General features: G+C 63.9%; 21 protein-coding genes and 1 tRNA gene. 5 read left to right on the forward strand and 17 right to left on the reverse strand.

Annotated elements, in window-relative coordinates:
- Window positions 1-38 precede the first annotated feature (38 nt).
- The 10 genes from katG to hpxU all read right to left on the reverse strand — a co-directional run bounded on the left by katG (window position 39) and on the right by hpxU (window position 9,579).
- Window positions 39-2,297: a catalase/peroxidase HPI gene (gene katG, locus B2J69_RS19130; RefSeq protein WP_081141218.1), complete on the reverse strand. Its 2,259-nt coding sequence runs from the start codon at window positions 2,295-2,297 to the stop codon at window positions 39-41.
- A gap of 103 nt (window positions 2,298-2,400) precedes the next feature.
- Window positions 2,401-2,736: a hydroxyisourate hydrolase gene (gene uraH, locus B2J69_RS19135; protein ID WP_081141219.1), complete on the reverse strand. Its 336-nt coding sequence runs from the start codon at window positions 2,734-2,736 to the stop codon at window positions 2,401-2,403.
- Entirely contained in the window at window positions 2,733-3,227 is a 495-nt protein-coding gene (gene uraD / locus B2J69_RS19140; protein ID WP_081141220.1) for a 2-oxo-4-hydroxy-4-carboxy-5-ureidoimidazoline decarboxylase, read from the reverse strand. Before uraD ends, uraH begins: the two co-directional genes overlap by 4 nt.
- Complete coding sequence (hpxK, locus tag B2J69_RS19145; RefSeq protein ID WP_081141221.1) at window positions 3,224-4,483, reverse strand: allantoate amidohydrolase; 1,260 nt, start codon at window positions 4,481-4,483, stop codon at window positions 3,224-3,226. The genes uraD and hpxK overlap by 4 nt, the downstream gene beginning before the upstream one ends.
- Window positions 4,480-5,712: a pyridoxal-phosphate-dependent aminotransferase family protein gene (locus tag B2J69_RS19150; protein ID WP_081141222.1), complete on the reverse strand. Its 1,233-nt coding sequence runs from the start codon at window positions 5,710-5,712 to the stop codon at window positions 4,480-4,482. Before B2J69_RS19150 ends, hpxK begins: the two co-directional genes overlap by 4 nt.
- 18 nt (window positions 5,713-5,730) lie before the next feature.
- A complete protein-coding gene (locus B2J69_RS19155; RefSeq protein WP_033752862.1) occupies window positions 5,731-6,462 on the reverse strand; it encodes an amino acid ABC transporter ATP-binding protein in 732 nt (243 codons plus the stop codon).
- Window positions 6,443-7,099 carry an amino acid ABC transporter permease gene (locus B2J69_RS19160; protein WP_081141223.1) on the reverse strand — a complete coding sequence of 219 codons (657 nt, stop codon included), beginning with the start codon at window positions 7,097-7,099 and terminating at the stop codon, window positions 6,443-6,445. Before B2J69_RS19160 ends, B2J69_RS19155 begins: the two co-directional genes overlap by 20 nt.
- Window positions 7,099-7,764: an amino acid ABC transporter permease gene (locus tag B2J69_RS19165; RefSeq protein ID WP_081141224.1), complete on the reverse strand. Its 666-nt coding sequence runs from the start codon at window positions 7,762-7,764 to the stop codon at window positions 7,099-7,101. The genes B2J69_RS19160 and B2J69_RS19165 overlap by 1 nt, the downstream gene beginning before the upstream one ends.
- Window positions 7,765-7,773: 9 nt before the next feature.
- The gene (locus tag B2J69_RS19170) at window positions 7,774-8,559 is read right to left on the reverse strand and encodes a transporter substrate-binding domain-containing protein (protein WP_081141225.1); all 786 of its coding nucleotides are present in this window, start codon (window positions 8,557-8,559) and stop codon (window positions 7,774-7,776) included.
- Window positions 8,560-8,739: 180 nt separating this feature from the next.
- Window positions 8,740-9,579: a MurR/RpiR family transcriptional regulator HpxU gene (gene hpxU / locus B2J69_RS19175; protein WP_081141226.1), complete on the reverse strand. Its 840-nt coding sequence runs from the start codon at window positions 9,577-9,579 to the stop codon at window positions 8,740-8,742.
- A gap of 135 nt (window positions 9,580-9,714) precedes the next feature.
- Between hpxU and B2J69_RS19180 the strand changes: the two genes are divergently transcribed.
- From B2J69_RS19180 to hpxZ, 4 genes are read left to right on the forward strand one after another with little or no spacing between them, the layout of a single operon-like run.
- Window positions 9,715-11,301: a gamma-glutamyltransferase family protein gene (locus B2J69_RS19180; RefSeq protein ID WP_081141282.1), complete on the forward strand. Its 1,587-nt coding sequence runs from the start codon at window positions 9,715-9,717 to the stop codon at window positions 11,299-11,301.
- Between the two features lie 13 nt (window positions 11,302-11,314).
- The gene (hpxX, locus tag B2J69_RS19185) at window positions 11,315-11,500 is read left to right on the forward strand and encodes an oxalurate catabolism protein HpxX (protein WP_081141228.1); all 186 of its coding nucleotides are present in this window, start codon (window positions 11,315-11,317) and stop codon (window positions 11,498-11,500) included.
- Window positions 11,497-12,882: an AtzE family amidohydrolase gene (locus B2J69_RS19190; RefSeq protein WP_081141231.1), complete on the forward strand. Its 1,386-nt coding sequence runs from the start codon at window positions 11,497-11,499 to the stop codon at window positions 12,880-12,882. Before hpxX ends, B2J69_RS19190 begins: the two co-directional genes overlap by 4 nt.
- On the forward strand, window positions 12,872-13,261 hold the full coding sequence (hpxZ, locus tag B2J69_RS19195; RefSeq protein ID WP_081141234.1) for an oxalurate catabolism protein HpxZ: 390 nt from the start codon (window positions 12,872-12,874) through the stop codon (window positions 13,259-13,261). Before B2J69_RS19190 ends, hpxZ begins: the two co-directional genes overlap by 11 nt.
- On the opposite strand, the gene B2J69_RS19200 is transcribed toward hpxZ, so the two are convergent.
- The 5 genes from B2J69_RS19200 to B2J69_RS19220 form a co-directional block, all read right to left on the reverse strand.
- Window positions 13,239-13,973 (reverse strand): HPP family protein, encoded by a 735-nt coding sequence (locus B2J69_RS19200; protein ID WP_081141237.1) that lies wholly within the window; start codon window positions 13,971-13,973, stop codon window positions 13,239-13,241. The two genes, hpxZ and B2J69_RS19200, sit on opposite strands and share 23 nt — an antisense overlap.
- A 140-nt stretch (window positions 13,974-14,113) precedes the next feature.
- Window positions 14,114-15,325 (reverse strand): cupin domain-containing protein, encoded by a 1,212-nt coding sequence (locus B2J69_RS19205; RefSeq protein ID WP_081141239.1) that lies wholly within the window; start codon window positions 15,323-15,325, stop codon window positions 14,114-14,116.
- A gap of 293 nt (window positions 15,326-15,618) precedes the next feature.
- Entirely contained in the window at window positions 15,619-16,575 is a 957-nt protein-coding gene (gene puuE, locus B2J69_RS19210; protein ID WP_081141242.1) for an allantoinase PuuE, read from the reverse strand.
- Window positions 16,576-16,609: 34 nt separating this feature from the next.
- Window positions 16,610-17,341, reverse strand: a complete 732-nt coding sequence (gene hpxA / locus B2J69_RS19215) for an allantoin racemase (RefSeq protein WP_081141245.1) — start codon at window positions 17,339-17,341, stop codon at window positions 16,610-16,612.
- Window positions 17,338-18,060 carry a GntR family transcriptional regulator gene (locus B2J69_RS19220; RefSeq protein WP_081141248.1) on the reverse strand — a complete coding sequence of 241 codons (723 nt, stop codon included), beginning with the start codon at window positions 18,058-18,060 and terminating at the stop codon, window positions 17,338-17,340. Before B2J69_RS19220 ends, hpxA begins: the two co-directional genes overlap by 4 nt.
- A 143-nt stretch (window positions 18,061-18,203) precedes the next feature.
- Between B2J69_RS19220 and B2J69_RS19225 the strand changes: the two genes are divergently transcribed.
- Entirely contained in the window at window positions 18,204-19,691 is a 1,488-nt protein-coding gene (locus B2J69_RS19225; protein ID WP_081141251.1) for an NCS1 family nucleobase:cation symporter-1, read from the forward strand.
- 53 nt (window positions 19,692-19,744) lie between these two features.
- Here the strand turns inward: B2J69_RS19225 and B2J69_RS19230 are convergent.
- Window positions 19,745-19,821 (reverse strand) — tRNA-Asp (locus B2J69_RS19230).
- 132 nt (window positions 19,822-19,953) lie between these two features.
- A complete protein-coding gene (gene dnaQ / locus B2J69_RS19235; protein WP_081141254.1) occupies window positions 19,954-20,685 on the reverse strand; it encodes a DNA polymerase III subunit epsilon in 732 nt (243 codons plus the stop codon).
- Between the last annotated feature and the right edge of the window lie 11 nt (window positions 20,686-20,696).

A 20,696-nucleotide genomic window follows, 5' to 3' on the forward strand; every position in this document is an offset into this window, starting at 1 on the left:
GCAGCGGACAGGCTGCGGCTTTCTCTTTTTTTACCCGATTAGATATCGAAGCGATCCAGATTCATCACTTTGGTCCAGGCGGCCACGAAGTCGGTAACGAACTTCTGGTGGGCGTCGCTGCTGGCGTAAACCTCTGCCAGCGCGCGCAGGATGGCGTTTGAGCCAAACACCAGGTCAGCGCGGGTGGCGTGGAACTTCACCTCGCCGCTCTGACGATCGCGCCCTTCAAACAGCTCCTCGCTCTCGTCGGTGGCGCGCCATGCGGTGCGCATATCGAGCAGGTTCGAGAAGAAGTCGGTGCTCAGCACGCCGGGACGTTCGGTGAACAGGCCGCGGTCGCTGCCGTCGAAGTTGGTTCCCAGCACGCGCAGACCACCCAGCAGTACCGTCAGCTCCGGCGCGCTCAGGGTCAGCTGCTGCGCTTTATCCAGCAGCAAAGTTTCGGTAGATGAACCGCCCTGCACGCGACGATAGTTGCGGAAACCGTCCGCCAGCGGCTGCAGCAGCGCAAAGGAGTCGACGTCAGTCTGATCCTGGCGCGCATCGACGCGGCCCGGCGTAAAGGGCACCTGCACCGCTACGCCCGCCGCCGCGGCCGCCATTTCGACACCGACGTTGCCCGCCAGCACGATAATGTCCGCCAGCGAGGCTTTGCCTGTGGTGTGCTGAATATCCTGCAGCACCGGCAGCACGTCGCGGATCACGCTGGCGTTGACCGCCCACTCTCTCTGCGGCGCCAGCGCCAGACGGGCACCGTTCGCGCCGCCGCGCTTGTCGCCGCCGCGGAAGGTCGACGCAGAGGCCCAGGCAGCGGAAACCAGCTGGCTGACGCTCAGACCAGATGCCGCGATTTTCGCCTTCAGCTCGCTGATGTCGCTCTCGCTCGGCTGATAAATCGCCGCCGGCAGCGGATCCTGCCACAGCAGATCTTCCTTCGGCACTTCCGGGCCGAGGTAGCGCGCTTTCGGCCCCATATCGCGGTGGGTCAGCTTGAACCAGGCACGGGCGAAGGCTTCGTTAAACGCCTGCGGATCGTTAAGGAAGCGACGGGAGATCTTTTCGAACTCCGGGTCGAAGCGCAGCGTCAGGTCGGTCACCAGCATGGTCGGCTTGCGCTTTTTCTCTGGATCGAACGGATCGGGAATAATCGCGTCGGCGTTGCTCGCCTCAAACTGAATGGCGCCCGCCGGGCTGTGCGTCTGCACCCACTCATATTTGAACAGGTTCTCGAAGAAGTAGTTGCTCCACTGGGTCGGGGTTTGCGTCCAGACCACTTCCAGACCCGACGTAATGGCGTCTGCGCCTGCGCCGCTGCCGTAGCTGCTGCGCCAGCCGAAGCCCTGCGCTTCAATCGGCGAGGCTTCCGGATCGACATCAAGGTGGCTGGCCGCGCCCGCGCCGTGGGTTTTACCCAGCGTATGGCCGCCGGCGATCAGCGCCACGATCTCTTCGTCGTTCATGCCCATGTTGCCAAAGGTGGCGCGAATAGCTGGCGCGGCCGAGGCCGGGTTGCCGCTCGCTTCCGGGCCCTCCGGGTTAACGTAGATCAGGCCCATTTCGGTGGCGCCGAGCGGCGCGTTGGCGAGGCTTTCCGGATGACGATGCGCCAGCCATTCGGTTTCGTGGCCCCAGTCCACATCCATATCCGGTTCCCACACGTCTTCACGTCCGGCGCCGAAGCCGAAGGTGCGGAAGCCGGCGTTTTCCAGCGAGACGTTGCCCGCGAGAATATAGAGATCGGCCCAGGAAATTTTCTGGCCATACTTCTGTTTCACCGGCCACAGCAGGCGACGCGCTTTATCCAGGCTGACGTTGTCCGGCCAGGAGTTGAGCGGCGCGAAACGCTGCTGACCACGGCCAGAGCCGCCGCGACCGTCGATGGTGCGATAGGTGCCTGCACTGTGCCATGCCATACGGATAAACAGGCCGATATAGCTGCCCCAGTCGGCCGGCCACCAGGACTGGGAATCGGTCAGCAGCGCGCGGATGTCCGCTTTCAGCGCCGAATAGTCGAGCTTGCTGAATTCGTCGCGGTAGTTGAAGTCGTCGCTGAGGGGGTTGGAACGGCTGGAGTGCTGGTTCAGCAGGTCGACGCGCAGCATGTTAGGCCACCAGTCGCGGTTGGTGGTGCCGCTGCCAGCGCCACGCGCCAGTACGCTTTTCTCTTCGGAGGCGCCGTGGTTAAACGGACATTTACCGGCGTCGGCGCCGCTCTCATTCTGATTTTTTTCTTGCGACGCGCCATGAGGGAAAGGGCATTTACCTGCGGCGTTATTGTTATCTTCGGGCGTGCTCATTATCGGCTCCGTTGGCTTTTGGTTACCCGGCTACGATAGCGTTACGCTGCGCCAAACACTATCTGGATACACCAACGGTTTTGATAGCCGCAGGCTTTCAAAATTAGCTTCCGCGATAGGTCGACCACGACCACGGCGAGATGAGAAAAGGCAGATGAAAATGGCTGCCCGCGGCGGCGATCACGAAGTCGATCTGCGCGGAGACGTAGAGCGCGTCGCGGCCATCTGCGGCAAAGTAGTCGCCGATTTCGGCCGTCAGGCGATAGTGGCCCGGCGTCAGCGGCTCCGGCGTTAGATCGCCGATGCGCCCGTCGCTGTCCGTCTCGCCGTCGGCAACCGGCAACCAGCCCTCCGGGCTGTTCTGCTCAAGGGAGATAGCGACGCCGACCGCCGGTTTGCCCAGCGCGGTGTCGAGAATATGGGTGGTGATGGTGCTCATAGCAGGCTCTCCTTCAGACGCAGCAGGGTGATCTCCCGCAGCTGCTGTAGCGCTTCGCGCGTTTCAGTGGGTTCGTCGTGTGTCAGGCGGCGCTGAAGCTGCGCCAGCATCTCTTCGCCGCTGCGCCCGCTGGCGCGGATCAGGAAGACGCGGCCGAAGCGCGCCTCATAGGCCTGATTGCCCGCCCGCATCGCCTGCTTCAGCGCCGCGTCGGCGTCGCCCATCGCGGACTGCTCCTGGCGCGACAGCGCTGCCTCTTTCTCCGCGCCGCTGGCGCGTTCGCCAATGCGCGGATGGGCCAGCAGGGCCTGCTCCAGATCGTCACGGCTCCACGCCTGCGTCAGCCGCTCCGCTTCCGCCAGCAGCGCCGCCAGCGAGGCGAAAGGCCGTGCGGCCGCCAGCGCCTGCTGCCAGCGCGGGATTGCCACGCAGTGGGCGATTGCCGCCTGCGCCGCCGACGTCGGCAGCGCGTTGAAGCTCGCGAGATTCATGGCGCGCCTCGCTGCGCCAGCTGGCACACGGCGTGCAGATAAGCGCGCACCGCCAGCGCCACGTCCTCGGTCATCACCGCTTCCGCCGGATGATGGCTGATGCCGCGTTCGTTGCGCACGAACAGCATGCCGACCGGCCAGCGCTCGGCGATGGCGATAGCGTCATGGCCCGCGCCGCTCGGCAGCGCCAGCGTGCGGCCCTGCACCGTCTCCACCGCGCTGCTCAGCGCCTGCTGCAGATCGCTGTCGCAGGCGGTGGCGCTGATGCGGTAATACTCTTCCGCCTCGAAGCGCAGGCCGCGCCGCAGCGCGATCGCCTCGCCCTGAGTCAGCAGGCTCGACAGCAGTCGCTCCAGCGGCAGATCCTGCGGGCCGCGCACGTCGAGCGACAGCGTCACCTCGCCGGGAATAACGTTGACCGCGCCGGGCGCGCAGCTCAGCGTGCCAACCGTGGCCACCAGCTGCGGATCCTGCTCGCGCGTGGTCGCCTCAATAAACACCATCCACTCCGCCGCTGCCGCCAGCGCGTCTTTACGGTGGGCCATCGGCACCGTGCCCGCGTGGCCCGCCTCGCCGCTGAAGCGGCAGCTAAGACGGCGCGCGCCGTTGATGGCGGTGACCACGCCCAGCGCCAGCCCTTCCTGCTCCAGGCAGGGCCCCTGTTCGATATGCAGTTCAAGATAGGCGACGATGTCGTTCAGGTCACGCGCCGCGCGTGGGATCGCTTCCGCGTCCAGCCCCACGTCCGCCATTGCCTGCGCCACGGTAATGCCGTTGCCGTCTGGATGTGTGGTCCAGCTCTCTGGCCAGCTGCCGGCGATGCCGCGGCTGCCGAGCAGCGTAATGCCGAAGCGCGTGCCCTCTTCGTCGCCGAAACCGACGATCTCCACCGCCAGCGGCAGGCGCCGCCGCTGCTGATGCAGCCACTGCACGGTTTCAATTGCGGTCAGCACGCCGAGCATGCCGTCGTAGCGGCCGGCGTTGCGCACCGTATCGAGATGCGAACCGAGCAGCAGCGCGGGCGCGCCCGCGCTTGCGCCGTCGTAGCGGCCGCAGATATTGCCGACCTCATCCTGCCAGACGCGCATGCCGGCCTGCGCCATCCACTCGCCAACCTGCGCGTTGGCGCGCAGATGCTGCGGCGAAAGATAGACGCGCGTCAGCTGATCGGGCGATTCGCTGATCGCCGCCAGCGCGTCGCAGCGCGCCATCACGCGTTCGGCGGCGAGCTGCGCCTCAACGGCGTTCATCATCATGCCTCGCTCCCGTAGCGATCCCAGGCCGCCTGCATCGCCGCGCCCTGGGTCGCGCGGAAGCCGACGTGCGTCAGCACCGCCTCCAGCGCCGCCAGCGTGGTCATCACGCAATCTTTACGCGCGTTGTAGCCCATGGTGCCGATGCGCCATACCTTGCCGTGCAGCGGCCCGAACGAGGTGCCGATCTCGATGCCGAAATCCTCCAGCATCAGCGCGCGCACCTGGTCGCCGTTGACGCCCTGCGGGATCACCACGCCGAGCACGTTGTTCATCTTGTGCTTCAGGTCGCCGAAGGTTTCCAGCCCCATGCCCTGAATGCCCTTCAGCAGCGCCTCGCCGTGCAGCTTGTGGCGCGCGATGCCTGCGTCCAGCCCTTCCTGCAGGATCAGCCGTGCGCACTCGCGCGCGCCGAACAGCGCGCTGGTCGCCTCGGTATGGTGGTTGAGGCGCTCCGGCCCCCAGTAGTCCATGATCATGCCGAGATCGAAATAGTTGGAGTAGATCATCTCCTCGTCGCCGTCCTGATGCGCGGCGGTGCGGATCCCCTCTTCCACGCATTTGCGGCGGCGGATCGCCGCTTCCATCTGCGGGCTGAGGGTGATCGGCGAGGTGCCGGACGGGCCGCCGAGGCATTTCTGCATCCCGGCCGACACCGCATCCAGCCCCCAGGCGTCGGTTTCCAGCGCGTTGCCGCCGAGCGACGCGGTGGCGTCGGTGTAGAACAGCACGCCGTACTTCTGGCAGATGGCGCCCAGCTCCGCCAGCGGTTGCAGCATGGTGGTGGAGGTGTCGCCCTGCACCGTCAGCAGCAGGCGCGGCTTCACGCGCTTAATGGCGTCCTCGATCTGATCCGGCGTAAACACCTCGCCCCAGGGCACCTCAATGGTGTGCACCTCGGCGCGGCAGCGGCGGGCGATCTCGCACAGCAGATGGCCAAAGCGGCCGAATACCGGCACCAGCACCCGATCGCCGGGACGGATCGCCGACAGCAGGATCGCCTCGATCCCGGCGCGCGAGGTGCCGTCGATCAGCAGCGTCCAGCGGTTTTCGGTGCGGAAGACGCCGCGATAAAGCGCCATTACCTCGTTCATATAGTGGGTCATCGCCGGATCGTACTGGCCGATCAGCTGGCTCGACATGGCGCGCAGCACGCGCGGATCGGCGTTGATCGGGCCAGGGCCCATCAGCAGGCGCTGCGGCGGATTGATTTGCGGGTAGCGGTTTTCCATGTTGATTTCCTGTCTAAATTAGAGTCGCACCGAGGAGATGAACTGCTTCAGCTCCGGCGTCTGCGGCGCGGCGAACAGGGTTTTGCTGCTGCCCTGCTCCCAGACGCGCCCCTGATGCATAAAGACCACGCGGTCGCCGACGTCGCGGGCGAAGTTCATCTCATGGGTGACGAGGATTAGCGTCATGCCTTCGGCGGCGAGCTGCTCCAGCACTTTTAGCACCTCGCCCACCAGTTCGGGGTCAAGCGCCGAGGTGATCTCGTCGCACAGCAGCACTTTCGGGTTCATCGCCAGCGCGCGGGCAATGGCGACGCGCTGCTGCTGGCCGCCGGAGAGGTTCGCCGGGGAGTAGTCGAGGCGCTCGCCGAGGCCAACTTTTTCCAGCATCTGCGTCGCCAGCGCGCGGCACTCCGCCTCGCTTTTCTTCAGCACGCGGCGCGGCGCCAGCATCACGTTCTCCAGCGCGGTCATATGCGGAAAAAGGTTGAAGTTCTGGAACACCATGCCGACCGAGCGGCTGATGTCGCGCGCCTGAGAATCGCGGTCGGTGATGGTCATGCCGCCCAGCTTGATGCTCCCTTCCTGATAGCCTTCCAGCCCGTTCATGCAGCGCAGCAGTGTGCTTTTGCCCGATCCGCTGCGGCCGATTATCGAGATCACTTCGCCCATCTCGATATCGAGATCGACGCCTTTCAGCACGTGATTGTCGCCGTAGTACTTCTGCACCTGATTAATGGTGATGAGCGGCATGGAATTTTTTCTCCAGATACTGGCTGTAGCGGGACAGCGGATAACACATCAGGAAGTAGCCCAGCGCGACCAGGCCAAACACCTTAAAAGGTTGATACGTCACGTTGTTCAAAATGGTGCCGGCTTTGGTCAGTTCGATAAAGCCGATAATTGAGGCGAGCGCGGTGCCTTTGATCACCTGTACGGCGAAGCCCACCGTCGGCGCGATGGCGATGCGGATCGCCTGCGGCGCGATTACCCGGCACAGCGTCTGGCCAAAGCTGAGGCCGAGGCAGCGCGACGCCTCCCACTGCCCTTTCGGCAGCGCGCGAATGCTGCCGAACCAGATATCGAGCAGAAAGGCGCTGGTGTAGAAGGTTAACGCCAGCGAGGCCGCCGTCCAGGGCGCGACGTCGATGCCGAACAGCCCGACACCAAAGAAGGCGAGAAACAGCTGCATCAGCAGCGGCGTGCCCTGAAACAGCTCGGTGTAGCCGCGGATCAGCCGCGTCAGCCACTTACGCTGCAGCAGGCGCAGAAAGAGCAGCGGCAGCGTCACCAGCGTGCCGCCGACAAAGGCGGTCAGCGACAGCAGCAGCGTCCAGCGCGCCGCCAGCAGCAGGTTGCGCAGAATATCCCAGTCGGTAAAGGTGCTCATCATGCCTGCGCTCCCAACCATTTACGCCCCACCGCCAGCAGCACCTGGCGCATGGCGATCGACAACAGCAGATAGATCAGCGTGGTCACCAGATAGACCTCGAAGCTTAAAAAGGTGCGCGACTGGATCAGGTTGGCGGCGAAGGTCAGCTCTTCATAGGAGACCTGCGACACCACCGACGAGCCGAGCATCACGATAATGCACTGGCTCACCAGCGCCGGATAGATGCGCTGCAGCGACGGCGGCAGCACCACGCGCAGAAAGGTTTGCGCGCGCGTCAGCCCCAGCACGCGTCCCGCTTCCCACTGCCCTTTCGGCGTCACCTGAATGCCTGCGCGGATAATTTCGGTGCTGTAGGCGCCGAGGTTAATCAGCATCGCCAGCAGCGCCGCCTCGCCCGCCGTCAGCTTCAGGCCCAGATTGGGCAGGCCGAACACGATAAAAAAGAGCTGCACCACGAACGGGGTGTTGCGGATAATCTCCACGTACAGCCCCCAGAGGCGGCTGGCCCAGCCCGGCTGGCCGCTGCGCAGCGCCGCGCCGAGGATCCCCAGCCCGACGCCGCCGACGGTAGCCAGCAGCGTCAGTTGAATCGTGACCCACAGGCCGGCGAGCAGCTCCGGCCAGTAGGGCAGGAGCGCAGGAAAGTTAAGTTGCCCGAGCATAGCTGGCCCTTATGCGCCGAGGCTGGCGGGCAGCGGCGCTTTCAGCCACTCTTCCGACAGCTTGTTCAGCGTGCCGTCTTTGATGCCCTGCTCGATCAGCGCGTCCACCTTCGCCTTCAGCGCCGGCTCATCTTTTTTCAGGCCGATATAGCAGGGCGAATCCTTCAGCATAAACTGCGCCACCGGCGCTTTTTGCGGGTTCTGCCGCGCAATCGCCGCCACCACCAGGTTGCCGGTCGCCACGTACTGCACCTGGCCAGAGAGGTAGGCCGACAGCGTGGTGTTGTTGTCTTCGTAGCGCTTCACCTGCGCCTCTTTCGGCGCCAGGCTGCTCAGCACCATATCCTCCACCGCGCCGCGCGTGACGCCGATGCTCTTGCCGCTCAGCGCCGCCGCGTCTTTCAACGTCTCGCCTTTCGGGCCGAAGACGCCGAGGAAGAACGGTGCATAGGCGCGGCTGAAGTCGATCACTTTTTCACGCTCCGGGTTTTTCCCCATGCTGGAGATCACCAGATCGACCTTATCGGTTTGCAGATAGGGCACGCGGTTGGCGCTGGTGACCGGCACCAGCTGCAACTTAAGTTTCATCTGTTTCGCGAGGTATTTCGCCGTGTCGATATCGTAGCCCTGCGGCTGCAGATCGGTGCCGACCGATCCAAACGGCGGGAAGTCCTGCGGCACCGCCACGCGCAGCACGCCGCGCTTCTCGATATCCTGCAGCTGATCCGCCAGCGCGCTGCCGGTCTGAACCATCAGTAAGGCCGCCGCTGCAACCGCCATTAACGTTTTTTTCATTATGCACCCCGGTAAGTTGACCTGAAACAAAAGATTCTTGTTTATGTGATTTGCAACTAATGTGCCAACCCCGGCGCTGGCAAGCGCGCCGGGAAAAAGGGGGTTATTTCGCCTTACAGGCGGCTTCCCGACGACGGCAGCGAGAGATCATAATGAGGCAAAGCACCAAAATGGTGCTCTTTAGCGGTGCTCCAGCTCGTCTAACTGCTGGTAGAGATCGGCGATCTGATGAATGCGCTGACGGCCTTGCGACAGCATTTCATGCAGCAGCGCGTTGGCCAGCAGGTTAATCAAACTCATCGCCGAGGCGTAGCTGTCGAAGGCGGAGACGCTGTCGAGCGGCGCGCAGAGCTGCCAGCGCGCCAGCCCAGTCACCGACTGCGCCTGCGGCTCGCACAGCGCCAGCAGCGGGATCTGACGCTGCTGCAGCAGCTGCATCAGCGGACGGATCAGACGCGTGCGGCGGCGAAACGCCATCACCACCACCATATCCTCGGGGGTGATATCCACCACCTCTTCCGCCAGCGTCTGGCCCGGCTGCGGCAGGATAATCACGTCGCGGCGCGCCTGCAGCAATTGCTGGCGCAGGTGCAGCGCCAGCGGCCAGGAGTTGCGCATGCCGATAATGAAAATGCGTTTCGCCTGCGTCATCTGCTGCACCGCCTCGCCAAACTGCTGCGCGTCGAGCGTGTTGACCCACTGCGTCAGGTTTGCCATCTCCTGCTTGTAGTGGCGCGCCAGCAGCGTGTTGCCCTGCACCGCGTCGCGATTGTCGGTCAGCGGCATGCCGCTCTGGCGCAGGGTGCGCAGCTCGTCGCGCATATCTTTATATTTGTCGTAGCCCAGCCGCCGGAACAAGCGGCTGACGGTGGCCTTTGACACGCCGCTGAGCCTTGCCAGCTCGGCGCTGTTATAGCTGATCAGATCGTCGAAATGGTCAAAGACGAAATCCGCAATGCGCTGCTCCTGCGGCGACAGCTGCGGATAGTGGCTTCTGAGTCGTTCATCAAGCTGTTTCATGCGTCGTCCTGTAACTTTTGTTTCAGCAGAAGCTAGCATAATTCGATCCAGGTTACCGCCGCACCGCGCCCGCGCAAAAAACTGGAACGGCTCTTGCTTGAGAGTTCCCTCCTCTACCCGATGAAAAGAGTGATTATGATCCAGAGTAATATGGCTCCGCTCGGCATGGCGGTGGCGCCGCATCACCTGGCGAGCGAGAGCGCGCTGGCGGTGCTGCGCGACGGCGGCAATGCGATTGAGGCGATGGTCGCCGCCGCTGCCACTATCGCCGTGGTCTATCCCCATATGAACGGTCTCGGCGGCGACGGCTTCTGGCTGGTACTGCCGCCCAACGGCGATCCGGTTGCTATCGACGCCAGCGGCGCGGCAGGCTCGCTGGCAACTATCGATTTCTATCGCGGCGAACGCGCCATTCCGCATCGCGGACCGGCCGCCGCGCTGACGGTGGCCGGCACGGTCAGCGGCTGGCAGGAGGCGCTGACGCTCTCCGGCGAGCTGGGCGGCGAGCCGCTGCCGCTGCCGCGCCTGCTGCGCGACGCGATCCGCTACGCCGCCGACGGTATTCCGGTGACCGCCTCGCAGGCGGCCGCCACCGCCGAGAAGCAGCATGAGCTGGCGCATCAGCCCGGCTTCGCCGCCACCTTTCTGCCGGACGGCGACGCGCCGCGTCCCGGCAGCCGCTTTACCCAGCCGGCGCTGGCGCAGACGCTGAGTCTGCTGAGCGAGCAGGGCCTCGACAGCTTCTATCGCGGCGAGCTGGCGCACCATCTGGCGCGCGAAATGGTGGCGCTCGGCATGCCGGTGACGCTGGCAGATCTGCAGCAGCAGCGCGCGCGTCGCTGCACGCCGCTGCACGTGGCGCACAGCGAAGGCGACCTGTGGAATATCGCGCCGCCAACGCAGGGGCTGGTGTCGCTGGCGATCCTCGGCGTGACCGACCATCTGGCGATGGCGCAGGCTGACGAAGCGCAGACGGTGCACCGCATCGTGGAGGCGACGAAAAAAGCCTTTGCGCTGCGCGACGCCCATCTCACCGATCCGCGCCATATGCGCTGCGAGGCGCAGTCGCTGCTGACCCAGGATCACTTCGCCACGCTGGCGAGCCAGGTGAGCGAGACGCAGGCCGCGCCCTGGGGAACCGGGCGTGGTCCCGGCGACACGGTGTGGATGGGCGTGATGGACAGCAGCGGCCTCGCCGTCTCCTTTATTCAAAGCATCTACCACGAGTTCGGCAGCGGCGTGGTGATCCCCGGCACCGGCATTACCTGGCAGAATCGCGGCGCGGCCTTCAGCCTCGACGCGGATCACCTGCTGGCGCTGGCACCGGGCAAGCAGCCGTTCCATACCCTCAATCCCGCCGCCGCGCGCCTGAAAGATGGCCGCACCCTGGTCTACGGCGCGATGGGCGGCGATGGCCAGCCGCAAACCCAGGCGGCGATCTTTACCCGCCATGTGATTCAGGGCATGCCGCTGCAGCAGGCGGTGAGCGCGCCGCGCTGGCTGCTGGGACGCACCTGGGGCAACGCCTCCGACTCGCTCAAGCTGGAGGGCCGCTTTGCGCCGGAGAGCGTCGCCAGGCTGCGTCAGCTGGGGCACGAGGTCGAGCTGCTGCCCGACTTCAGCGAAGCGGTAGGACACGCCGGCGCCATCGTGCGCCACAACAACGGCATGCTGGAAGGCGCATGCGATCCGCGCAGCAACGGCAGCGCGAGCGGTTTCTGACAGGAGAAAAAAGATGGAGCAGACAACAGACTGGGCGCGCTATCTGGCGCAGATGGAGCAGCTGCTGGCGCTGGAGCTGGACGAGGCGCGCCGCGCCGAGCTGGTGATTCAGCTAGCGCGCATCGCTACGCTGGCGGCGCCGCTGATGGCCTTCCCGCTTGACGACCGGCTGGAAGTGGCGGGAGTGTTTCATCCATGAACCTCAGCGAATTTTCTATCCAGGCGCTGCAGCAGGCGATTCAGCGCGGCGATCTCAGCGCGCGCGAGGTGGCGCAGCACTCTCTGCAAGGGATTAAGCGCCAGCGAGCGATTAACGCCTGGACCGAGATCACCACAGAACGCATGCTGCGCGAGGCGGACGCCATCGACGCGCAGCGGCGACGCGGCGAGGATCTGCCGCCGCTGGCGGGCGTGCCCTACGCGGTGAAGAACCTGTTCGACGTGGCGGACCACACCACGCTGGCGGGCGCCGCCCTGTTTCAGGATCGACCGGCGGCGACGCAGGACGCCTGGGCGGTCAGCCGCCTGAGCCGCGCCGGCGCGCTACTCTCCGGCATGCTGAATATGGACGCCTATGCCTACGGATTCACCACCGAGAACAGCCATTTCGGCGCCACGCGCAACCCGCACGACATGACGCGGGTCGCCGGCGGCTCGTCGGGCGGCTCTGCGGCGGCGGTCGCGGCCGGACTGGCGCACTTCTCGCTCGGCACCGACACCAACGGCTCGATTCGCGTGCCCGCGTCGCTGTGCGGCATCTTCGGCCTGAAGCCGACCTTTGGCCGGCTGTCGCGCAGCGGCAGTCATCCCTTTGTCGCCAGCCTCGATCATATTGGCCCTTTCGCGCGCCGCGTCGAGGATCTGGCGCTGGTGTATGACATGCTGCAGGGGCATGACCCGCAGGACGCATTCCAGGCGAATCGCCCCGCCGATCCGGCGCAGCTCGGGCTGGAAGAGCGCGGCCAGCGCTGTGCGCTGCTGGGCGGCTTTTTCTCTACCTGGTGCGACGACGACGCGCGCGACGCGCTGGCACAGGCCGCGCGGGCGCTGGATATTCAGGATGAGGTAACGCTGCCGGAAGCGGAGCTGGCGCGCTCGGCGGCCTTTATCCTGACCGCCTGCGAGGGCGGCAACCACTATCTGCCCGCGCTGCGCGCCTCGCCTGAGCGGTTCGAACCCGCCTCGCGCGAGCGGCTGCTGGCGGGCGCGATGCTGCCTGCCGCCTGGTATGTGCAGGCGCAGCGCTTCCGCCGCCACTTTCAGCAGCAGGTGCTGCCGCTGTTCAGTCGGTTCGACGTGCTGATCGCCCCCGCGACGCCCTGCGCCGCGCCGCTGATCGGTCAGGAGACAATCGCGGTCAACGGCACGCATCTGCCGACGCGCGCCAGTATGGGCATGCTGACGCAGCCGATCTCCTTCCTTGGCCTGCCGGTGTGCAGCGTGCCGCTGGCGACGAAAAGCGGTCTGCCGATTGGGCTACAGCTGATCGCCGCGCCCTTTAACGAAGCTGCTGCGCTGCGCGTCGCCTTTGCGCTGGAGCAGCAGGGTATAACCTCTCTGGGTAAACCGAATGAACAGTGAAGAGATTAATCTGCCGCACGTGGTGGCGGAGGTGACCGCCGCCTTTTATCGCTACGAGCAGGCGCTGGTGAGCAATGATATCGAGACGCTGGACACGCTCTTCTGGCACGACGAACGCACCGTGCGCCTCGGCGCGGGCGAGAACCTCTACGGCATCGAGCAGATCCGCGCCTTTCGCGCCCAGCGTCCCGCCGCCGGGCTGGCGCGCACCCTGCGCAACAGCGTTATCACCACCTTCGGCGACGACTTTGCGGTTTGCAGCACCGAGTTCACGCGTGACGGCACGACAAAAATCGGCCGCCAGCAGCAGAGCTGGGTCAGGCTGCCTCAGGGCTGGCGCATTGTCGCCGCGCAGGTCAGTTTGATGAGCGAAGGCTAGCCTGACGCTGCGCCGCAATGGTTTCAGCCTGCTGCAGCAGCTGCTGGAGATCGTCTTCGTCAATATCCAGCAGCTGGCCGCTTTCCAGCGCCTGATGCAGGTCGTCGCGGGTAATCGGCACCGCCAGCGTGACCGGCTCCGGCTTCGCCTCGGTGGCGGCCAGCGGATGCGGGTAGCGCCGCCCCGCCAGGTTGTTGAAGAGGATCGCCAGCAGCGCCAGGCAGAGGGAGTTAAGCAGCACCGGCGTCAGAATATAGTGGTAGCCCAGCTGATGAACGCTGCCGCCGCCGAGGATCGCGGTCAGCGCCACCGCGCCGCTGGGCGGATGCAGGCAGCGCAGCTGAAACATCGCGGCGATGGCGAGGCAGGCGGCGACACCGCAGGCCAGCGGCGCATAGGAGATGGTCATGGCGGCGGTCACGCCGATCGCCGCCGCCACCATATTGCCGCCGACAATCGACCAGGGCTGGGCCAGCGGGCTGTTGGGCAGGCCAAACAGCAGCACGGCGGAGGCGCCCATTGGCGCGACAAACCAGAGATTAACCTCTCCCAGCAGCCAGTGGCTGATCAGGCTGGTAATGGTCAGCCCAAGCCCGGCGCCGACGCTGGCGATAACTATCTGTTTTTTCGCGACCGGCAGCGGATGCGGCCAGAAGCGGGCAAGAAACGTGCGCAGCGCGCCTCTCCTTTTCGCCTGCGGCGATGTAGTCATGTTCACGACGCTTAGTCATAAGAAAAAATTATGGAAGCGGCGATTGTCGCTGATTGATTTGGCGTGAACAACCACCGCTTTTATCCGGCGTTGAGGATTCGGAATAATACGCAGGGCTGGCGCGCGGCCAGCCCATCCGGCTAGTTGACGACCGGGTTCTTTTTCAGCGACAGCGCTGAGAGAAAAGCGTCGTCGAGCTGCAGATGCTGCGCCACCAGCTCGCGCGGCGTGCTGGCGAGCCACTGGTTCAGGGAGATATCGGCGTAGTAATCGCTTTTGAACAGCTCCAGAAAGCGCAGCGGCCCGCTGCCGGTGTTCTCGATATAGTGTCCCATGGCGAAAGGCACATAGCCGACGTCGCCCGCCCGATAATCAAAGGTTCTCGCCTGGCCAGACGAGGCGAACACGCCCATGCGTCCCTCGCCTTCCAGATAGTATTGCCACTCGTCGTTATTGGGATGCCAGTGCAGTTCGCGCATGCCGCCTGGCGCAATCTCCACCAGCGCGGCGGCAATGGTTTTCGACACCGGAAAAGTCGAGGAGTCGGTAATGCGCACCGTGCCACCCGGCGCGTTGATGGGCGCCTGCGCCAGCATACGATGGGTGAAGCGGCGTTTCGATTTCGGCGCGCCCTGAATAGCGTCCGAGGCCAGGCTGCCCGGCACCTTGCCAGCGAAAATATACTCATCGTCCGGCGACGGAAGTTTTGCAAAGGTTGAGACAGGCACGCTGAAGTTTTTCGCCAGAATGTCAGGCGGAATATGTTTGAACCAGTCCGACAGCAGGAAGGTGCTGTCTTCGTCAAAGCCGCCGCTGTCGAAGGCAAGCAAAAACTCGCAGCCGTCCGGCCCCAGCCCCTGAATCGAGTGCGGAATGCCTGGCGGAAAGTACCAGAGGTCGCCGACGCCGATATCGTCGACGAACCAGCCGCCGTCGCTGTCAAAGGCGGTCACGCGCGCATTGCCGAAGGTCATATAGGCCCATTCGCCCTCTTTATGCCAGTGCAGCTCGCGGATGCCGCCGGCGTTGAGGCGCATATCGACGCCGGCGATGGTAGTGGAGATGCCCAGCTCGCGCTGCGTCACCTGACGCGTCCAGCCGCCGCTGCCCTTGCGCACGTGGGCGTCGCTGAACGAGAAGCGCAGGTTGGGCAGCGTGCCGCTGTCGGTGGCGGGCGGATTGACGATATCGGGATTTTGCCCCTCGCGCGCGGCATCGTGCGGGCCGGGATCGCGCGGCGTGTTGGCGGGCCATGAGGCGATGGCGTCGTGGGCGTGCACCTGGCCTGCCGCCAGCGCCACTGTGCCACCGGCCGCGAACGCCATAAAATGCCTTCTGGAGAGTTTGCTCATCAAAGCGGTTCCTTATTCCGTGATTAACCCGGAATATCTATACGCGCAAAGCGGAAATCCGGCGGCAGGCAAGATGTAACAGCGCGCTAAGCGGCGCAGAACCTCACGCAGGTTAATTAATTTTGTTGCGCAAATATTTTTATTTCATTTAAACATTGTTAAAAGAAGCCGCCAGACGCGGCGTTACGTCGCGCACGAATGGCTAACGGTTGAGGAGATGCATTAATTTTCCTGCTCAATAACCGCTTACAGTTTTCCTTGACGCGCGGCAGCGGCAGCCGCGCGTCCGCCTGTCAGGGTTGCGGCGCAGGATGGGTGGCAATCCAGTGATCGGCGATCTGCTGGCGCGTGCAGATCCAGACGTCGCTATGCTGCTGGATATGATCAAGGAAGTTCTGCAGGGCTTTGAATTTCCCCGGCCGTCCCAGCAAACGGCAGTGCATGCCCACCGACATCATCTTCGGCTGGGTTTCGCCCTCTTCGTAAAGCACGTCGAAGGTGTCGCGCAGGTAGGTGAAAAACTGCTCGGCGGTATTAAAGCCCTGCGGCGTGGCGAAGCGCATATCGTTGCACTCCAGCGTGTAGGGGATGATCAGATGCGGCTTCACCGTGCCGTCCTGACGGGTAACCTGCGTCCAGAACGGCAGATCGTCGCCGTAGTAGTCGCTGTCGTAGCTGAAGCCGCCCTGCTCCACTACCAGCCGCCGCGTGTTAGGGCTGTCGCGTCCGGTGTACCAGCCGGTCGGCGCTTTGCCGAACAGGTCGGTGAGCACGTCGACCGCCTGCTGCATATGCTGGCGCTCGGTTTTGGCGTCCATCGCCTGATAGTGGATCCAGCGCCAGCCGTGACTGACCACGTCATAGTCAGCCTGTTTGATCGCCTCAACAATTTCTGGATGACGCGCCAGCGCCATCGCCACGCCGAACACCGTCAGCGGCAGGCCGCGTTTCTGAAACTCGCGGTGAATGCGCCAGAAGCCGGCGCGCGAACCATATTCATACAGCGAATCCATCGACATATGGCGATCGGGATAGCTTGCCGCGCCGATGATATCGGAAAGAAACTGCTCGGAGCCGGCGTCGCCGTGCAGCACGTTGTTCTCCGCGCCCTCTTCATAGTTGAGCACGAACTGCACCGCTACCCGCGCCTTGTTGGGCCAGGCGGCGTGCGGCGGCGTCGCGCCGTAGCCGATCAGATCGCGCGGATAGTTTTTGTTGAAGCTGTACTCTTTCTTCTCTGCACTATCCATTGAGAAAGTCCTGTGAGGTTAAGGCAAGGTTTGGTTAGTTTAGATGCTGAAACGCCTCTGAGAGAGGTTTGGCGATCGGCCGCGCGAGATCGCCATGCTTGCTGGTGCCGAAGCCAAGCGCTACCAGCGCCTCGACCATCTTCACCGCCGCACTGACGCCGTCGATCACCGGCATCCCCAGCTCCTGCGTCAGTTCGCGCGCCAGCGTCGCCATGCCGCCGCAGCCCAGCACAATCGCGCCGCTGCCATCCTGCAGCTTCGCCTGCAAACACTGTTCGCGCACCTTTTCCTGCGCCAGGCCTGAACCATCCTCCAGCGCCAGCACCGGCAGATCGATGGCGTGCAGCGCGGCGCAGTGGTGGGTAAAGCCGTACTGCTGCAGCAGATGGCGCGCGATGATCAGCGTGCGCGGCAGCGTGGTAACAATAGAAAAGCGCGTCGCCACCAGCGTCGCGGTATGCATCGCCGCTTCGGCGATGCCGATCACCGGCCCGGTGGCCAGTTCGCGCGCCGCCAGCAGGCCAGGATCGCCGAAGCAGGCAATGACGTGGCCGCTGACGCCCTGCTCTCTGCCGCGTTTAACCTGCTCCAGCACGCCAATCGCCGCGATAGCCTCGTCGAAGTGGCCTTCGATAGAGGGCACGCCCTGCGACGGCGAGACCGCGATAATATCGGTGCCTGGCGACGCCGCCGCGCGCGCCGCCGCGCCGATGGTTTCCGTCATCGCCTGGCTGGTGTTGGGGTTGATCACCTGGATCAGGCTCATGATGTCACCTCTTTATGACGGGCAAATAACCGGGAGAAATCGGGCAGCGTTTCGCCGCTGCGCTCAAAATGCAGGCTGGAGACGATATGGTCGAAGTGATGCTGCAGCGCCTGGGTGAGCGCCGGCAGATCGCCTTCGCGCAGATGGGCCACCAGCCGGTCGTGATCGTCGCAGCGGCAGCCCTGCTGCCAGGGCGCGCCCCAGGCGGCGATCACCAGCGAAGAGCGCTGCGTCAGGCGCGTCACCAGCTCGGTCAGCACCTGGTTGCCCGCAATCGCCTGCAGTTCGATATGAAAGGCGGCAGAGAGGCGAATGGCCGCAGCGCCGTCGCGATCCTCATGCGCCTGCTGCTCCTGCGCGATGCGCTGCGTCAGTGCCGCCAGATGCGGCGGCTGCAGATGCGCCAGCACCGCCGGCAGATTGGCGCACTCGATTAGCGCGCGGGTGCGAAAGATATCGCGCGCTTCGTCGACGCCGGGCGTGGTCACCTGTGCACCGCGCCTGGGCAACAGCGTCACCATCTGCACTGCGGCGAGGCGCTGCAGCACTTTGCGAATGCCGGTGCGGCTGACGCCGAACACCTCCGCCAGCGCCTCTTCCGGCAGTTTGCTGCCCGGCGGCAGCTGATGCTCCACAATGGCGTCTATCAGCGCCTGATAGATAAGCTCGTCTTTATCTCCGGCATCGGCGGCCGTGCTGTGGCCTGTATCACTTCTCATCATCGGCTCCCTCAGGTCGTTCTCTCCGCACATCGTATACGTGAACGCAAAATTTTGTATACAAGATTTCGATTCTGGCCTGGATCCTGCAACAGCCTCTCTGTTGCTTTGACCCCTAAACGTCGTTATGAGGAGCAGGTTTCATGCCAAACCAATCTAACAGCCCTTCTGCCTCCGCAGAGGCGCGCTATAGCCCACGGCTGACTAATGCGGATCTGGCGCCGACGCGCCAGCAAAACTGGAGCTGGTACAACATCTTCTCTTTCTGGATGTCGGATGTGCACAGCATGGGCGGCTACGTGGTGGCGGCCAGCTTTTTCACCCTCGGGCTGGCGAGCTGGCAGGTGCTGATTTGCCTGCTGGCGGGGATTTGCATCGTGCAGATCTGCGCCAATCTGGTGGCGAAGCCGAGCCAGATGGCGGGCGTGCCCTATGCGGTGATCTGCCGCCAGGCGTTCGGCGTCTTCGGCGCCAATATTCCGGCGGTGATCCGCGGTCTGATCGCCTTCGCCTGGTATGGCATCCAGACCTATCTGGCGGCGAATGCGCTGATGCTGGTGCTGCTGAAATTCTTTCCGTCACTGGCGTCGATGACCCACGCCAGCTGGCTGGGGCTTTCGCTGCTCGGCTGGTGTTGCTTTGGGGTGATGTGGCTGCTGCAGGCGATGGTGTTCTGGCACGGCATGGCCGCCATCAAGCGCTTTATCGACGTGGCGGGCCCCGCTGTTTATGTGGTGATGGTGGCGCTGGCGGGCTGGATTGTATACAAGACGGGTTTCGATGGCATTTCCTTTACCCTGGCGAGCAAGTCGCTGACGGCGGGAGAACAGGGCTGGCAGATGATCACCGCCACCGCGCTGGTGGTCTCCTATTTTTCCGGTCCGCTGCTTAACTTCGGCGACTTCTCGCGCTACGGCAAAAGCATGGGGGAAATTCGCCGCGGCAACCGCTGGGGCCTGCCGTTTAACTTTTTGCTCTTCTCGGTGGTGACGGTGGTGATCGTTTCTGGCACCCAGTCGCTGTTCGGCAAAATGATCACCGATCCGATTGAGACGGTGAGCATGGTCGGCAACGATCTGGCGGTGGCGATTGGGCTGTTGACCATGATCACCGCCACCATCGGCATCAATATCGTGGCCAACTTTGTCTCGCCCGCCTTCGATTTCTCTAACTGCTCGCCGCAGAAAATTAGCTTTCGCACCGGCGGGATGATCGCCGCCGTCGGCTCGGTGCTGCTGACGCCGTGGAATCTGTTTCAGTCGCCGGAGCTGATCCACTATACGCTGGACGTGCTGGGCGCCTTTATCGGGCCGCTGTTCGGCATCCTGCTGGCGGATTTCTATCTGATCAAGCGCAGTCGCGTGTTTGTCGACGATCTGTTCGATGCCACGCCGCAGGGGCGCTACTGGTATCGCGGCGGCTTTAACCCGAAGGCGATCGCCGCGCTGCTGCCATCGGTCGCCATCGGCTTGTTGATTAGCTTTATTCCCGCGCTGCACGAGGTCGCTAACTTCAGCTGGTTTATTGGCGCGGCGCTGGGCGGCGGATGCTACCGCTATCTGGCGCGTCATGAGCGCGAGACGCACGCGGCGCGCGGCTTCGCCGGCGGCGTGGCAATGCAGGAAAAATAGGAACGGAAACAGCAAAAGGCCGATTCATTGCTGAATCGGCCTTTCTGAAGAGTTGGCGGTGCGGACGGGACTCGAACCCGCGACCCCCGGCGTGACAGGCCGGTATTCTAACCGACTGAACTACCGCACCGCGCTGTGTTCCCCGTCGGGAACGAGGCGCATATTAATGAGCCGCCGTATCCCCGTCAACGCTTTTTAGCGCCGCCGCGCGCGTTTGCTGTTTTTTTACGCTTAACGCTGATTTAACCGGCGAAACCGCCTGTCAGCCGCGCCACAGACAGCTGCCGCCCTTTTTCATCACCAGGTCGAGGCGCGACTCATGCGCCATCACCTCTTCGTCCGACGCCGCCACCACGCGCAGCGCGGAAGCGGGACGCGCGATGCGCTGGATGGTTTCGCCTGCGTTCTGCTGCGAGCGCTCACCCTCCAGCGAAAATGCCAGCGACGTTTGACCGCCGGTCATGGTCAGGAAGACTTCCGCCAGGATTTCCGCATCGAGCAGCGCGCCGTGCAGCGTTCGCTTGCTGTTGTCGATCTCGTAGCGCGAGCAGAGCGCGTCCAGGCTGTTGCGCTTGCCGGGGAACATTTTGCGCGCCATCGCCAGGCTGTCGGTGATGCGGCAGAAGGTTTCCGTCTTTTCAATGCCGCGCTTCAGCATGGAAAATTCGTAATCCATAAAGCCAATATCGAACGAGGCGTTGTGGATCACCAGCTCGGCGCCGCGAATATAGTCGAGGAACTCATCGGCGATATCGGCGAAGGTTGGCTTGTCGGCCAGGAACTCATCCGCGATGCCGTGCACGCCAAACGCTTCTGGATCCACCAGCCGATCGGGCCGCAGATACATATGGAAGTTGTTGCCGGTCAGGCGACGGTTCACCACCTCCACCGCACCGATTTCAATGATGCGGTGACCTTCATAGTGCACACCGATCATGTTCATGCCGGTGGTTTCAGTATCGAGAACGATCTGGCGGTTATTTGCAGTGCTCATAGGATTCGTTT

Origin of the sequence: Pantoea latae (assembly GCF_002077695.1) — a bacterium.
GTDB lineage: Bacteria > Pseudomonadota > Gammaproteobacteria > Enterobacterales > Enterobacteriaceae > Pantoea > Pantoea latae.

What these genes read in the sequence shown, in the direction of transcription:
- hpxU (WP_081141226.1), bottom strand. Translation starts at nt 9,579, where the DNA reads ATGAAACAGCTTGATGAACGACTCAGAAGCCACTATCCGCAGCTGTCG.
- hpxK (WP_081141221.1), bottom strand. Translation starts at nt 4,483, where the DNA reads ATGATGATGAACGCCGTTGAGGCGCAGCTCGCCGCCGAACGCGTGATG.
- B2J69_RS19225 (WP_081141251.1), top strand. Translation starts at nt 18,204, where the DNA reads ATGCCAAACCAATCTAACAGCCCTTCTGCCTCCGCAGAGGCGCGCTAT.
- B2J69_RS19160 (WP_081141223.1), bottom strand. Translation starts at nt 7,099, where the DNA reads ATGAGCACCTTTACCGACTGGGATATTCTGCGCAACCTGCTGCTGGCG.
- B2J69_RS19170 (WP_081141225.1), bottom strand. Translation starts at nt 8,559, where the DNA reads ATGAAAAAAACGTTAATGGCGGTTGCAGCGGCGGCCTTACTGATGGTT.
- B2J69_RS19205 (WP_081141239.1), bottom strand. Translation starts at nt 15,325, where the DNA reads ATGAGCAAACTCTCCAGAAGGCATTTTATGGCGTTCGCGGCCGGTGGC.
- hpxA (WP_081141245.1), bottom strand. Translation starts at nt 17,341, where the DNA reads ATGAGCCTGATCCAGGTGATCAACCCCAACACCAGCCAGGCGATGACG.
- uraD (WP_081141220.1), bottom strand. Translation starts at nt 3,227, where the DNA reads ATGAATCTCGCGAGCTTCAACGCGCTGCCGACGTCGGCGGCGCAGGCG.
- B2J69_RS19190 (WP_081141231.1), top strand. Translation starts at nt 11,497, where the DNA reads ATGAACCTCAGCGAATTTTCTATCCAGGCGCTGCAGCAGGCGATTCAG.
- dnaQ (WP_081141254.1), bottom strand. Translation starts at nt 20,685, where the DNA reads ATGAGCACTGCAAATAACCGCCAGATCGTTCTCGATACTGAAACCACC.
- hpxZ (WP_081141234.1), top strand. Translation starts at nt 12,872, where the DNA reads ATGAACAGTGAAGAGATTAATCTGCCGCACGTGGTGGCGGAGGTGACC.
- B2J69_RS19155 (WP_033752862.1), bottom strand. Translation starts at nt 6,462, where the DNA reads ATGCCGCTCATCACCATTAATCAGGTGCAGAAGTACTACGGCGACAAT.
- katG (WP_081141218.1), bottom strand. Translation starts at nt 2,297, where the DNA reads ATGAGCACGCCCGAAGATAACAATAACGCCGCAGGTAAATGCCCTTTC.
- B2J69_RS19200 (WP_081141237.1), bottom strand. Translation starts at nt 13,973, where the DNA reads ATGACTACATCGCCGCAGGCGAAAAGGAGAGGCGCGCTGCGCACGTTT.
- hpxX (WP_081141228.1), top strand. Translation starts at nt 11,315, where the DNA reads ATGGAGCAGACAACAGACTGGGCGCGCTATCTGGCGCAGATGGAGCAG.
- B2J69_RS19165 (WP_081141224.1), bottom strand. Translation starts at nt 7,764, where the DNA reads ATGCTCGGGCAACTTAACTTTCCTGCGCTCCTGCCCTACTGGCCGGAG.
- B2J69_RS19180 (WP_081141282.1), top strand. Translation starts at nt 9,715, where the DNA reads ATGATCCAGAGTAATATGGCTCCGCTCGGCATGGCGGTGGCGCCGCAT.
- B2J69_RS19150 (WP_081141222.1), bottom strand. Translation starts at nt 5,712, where the DNA reads ATGGAAAACCGCTACCCGCAAATCAATCCGCCGCAGCGCCTGCTGATG.
- uraH (WP_081141219.1), bottom strand. Translation starts at nt 2,736, where the DNA reads ATGAGCACCATCACCACCCATATTCTCGACACCGCGCTGGGCAAACCG.
- puuE (WP_081141242.1), bottom strand. Translation starts at nt 16,575, where the DNA reads ATGGATAGTGCAGAGAAGAAAGAGTACAGCTTCAACAAAAACTATCCG.
- B2J69_RS19220 (WP_081141248.1), bottom strand. Translation starts at nt 18,060, where the DNA reads ATGAGAAGTGATACAGGCCACAGCACGGCCGCCGATGCCGGAGATAAA.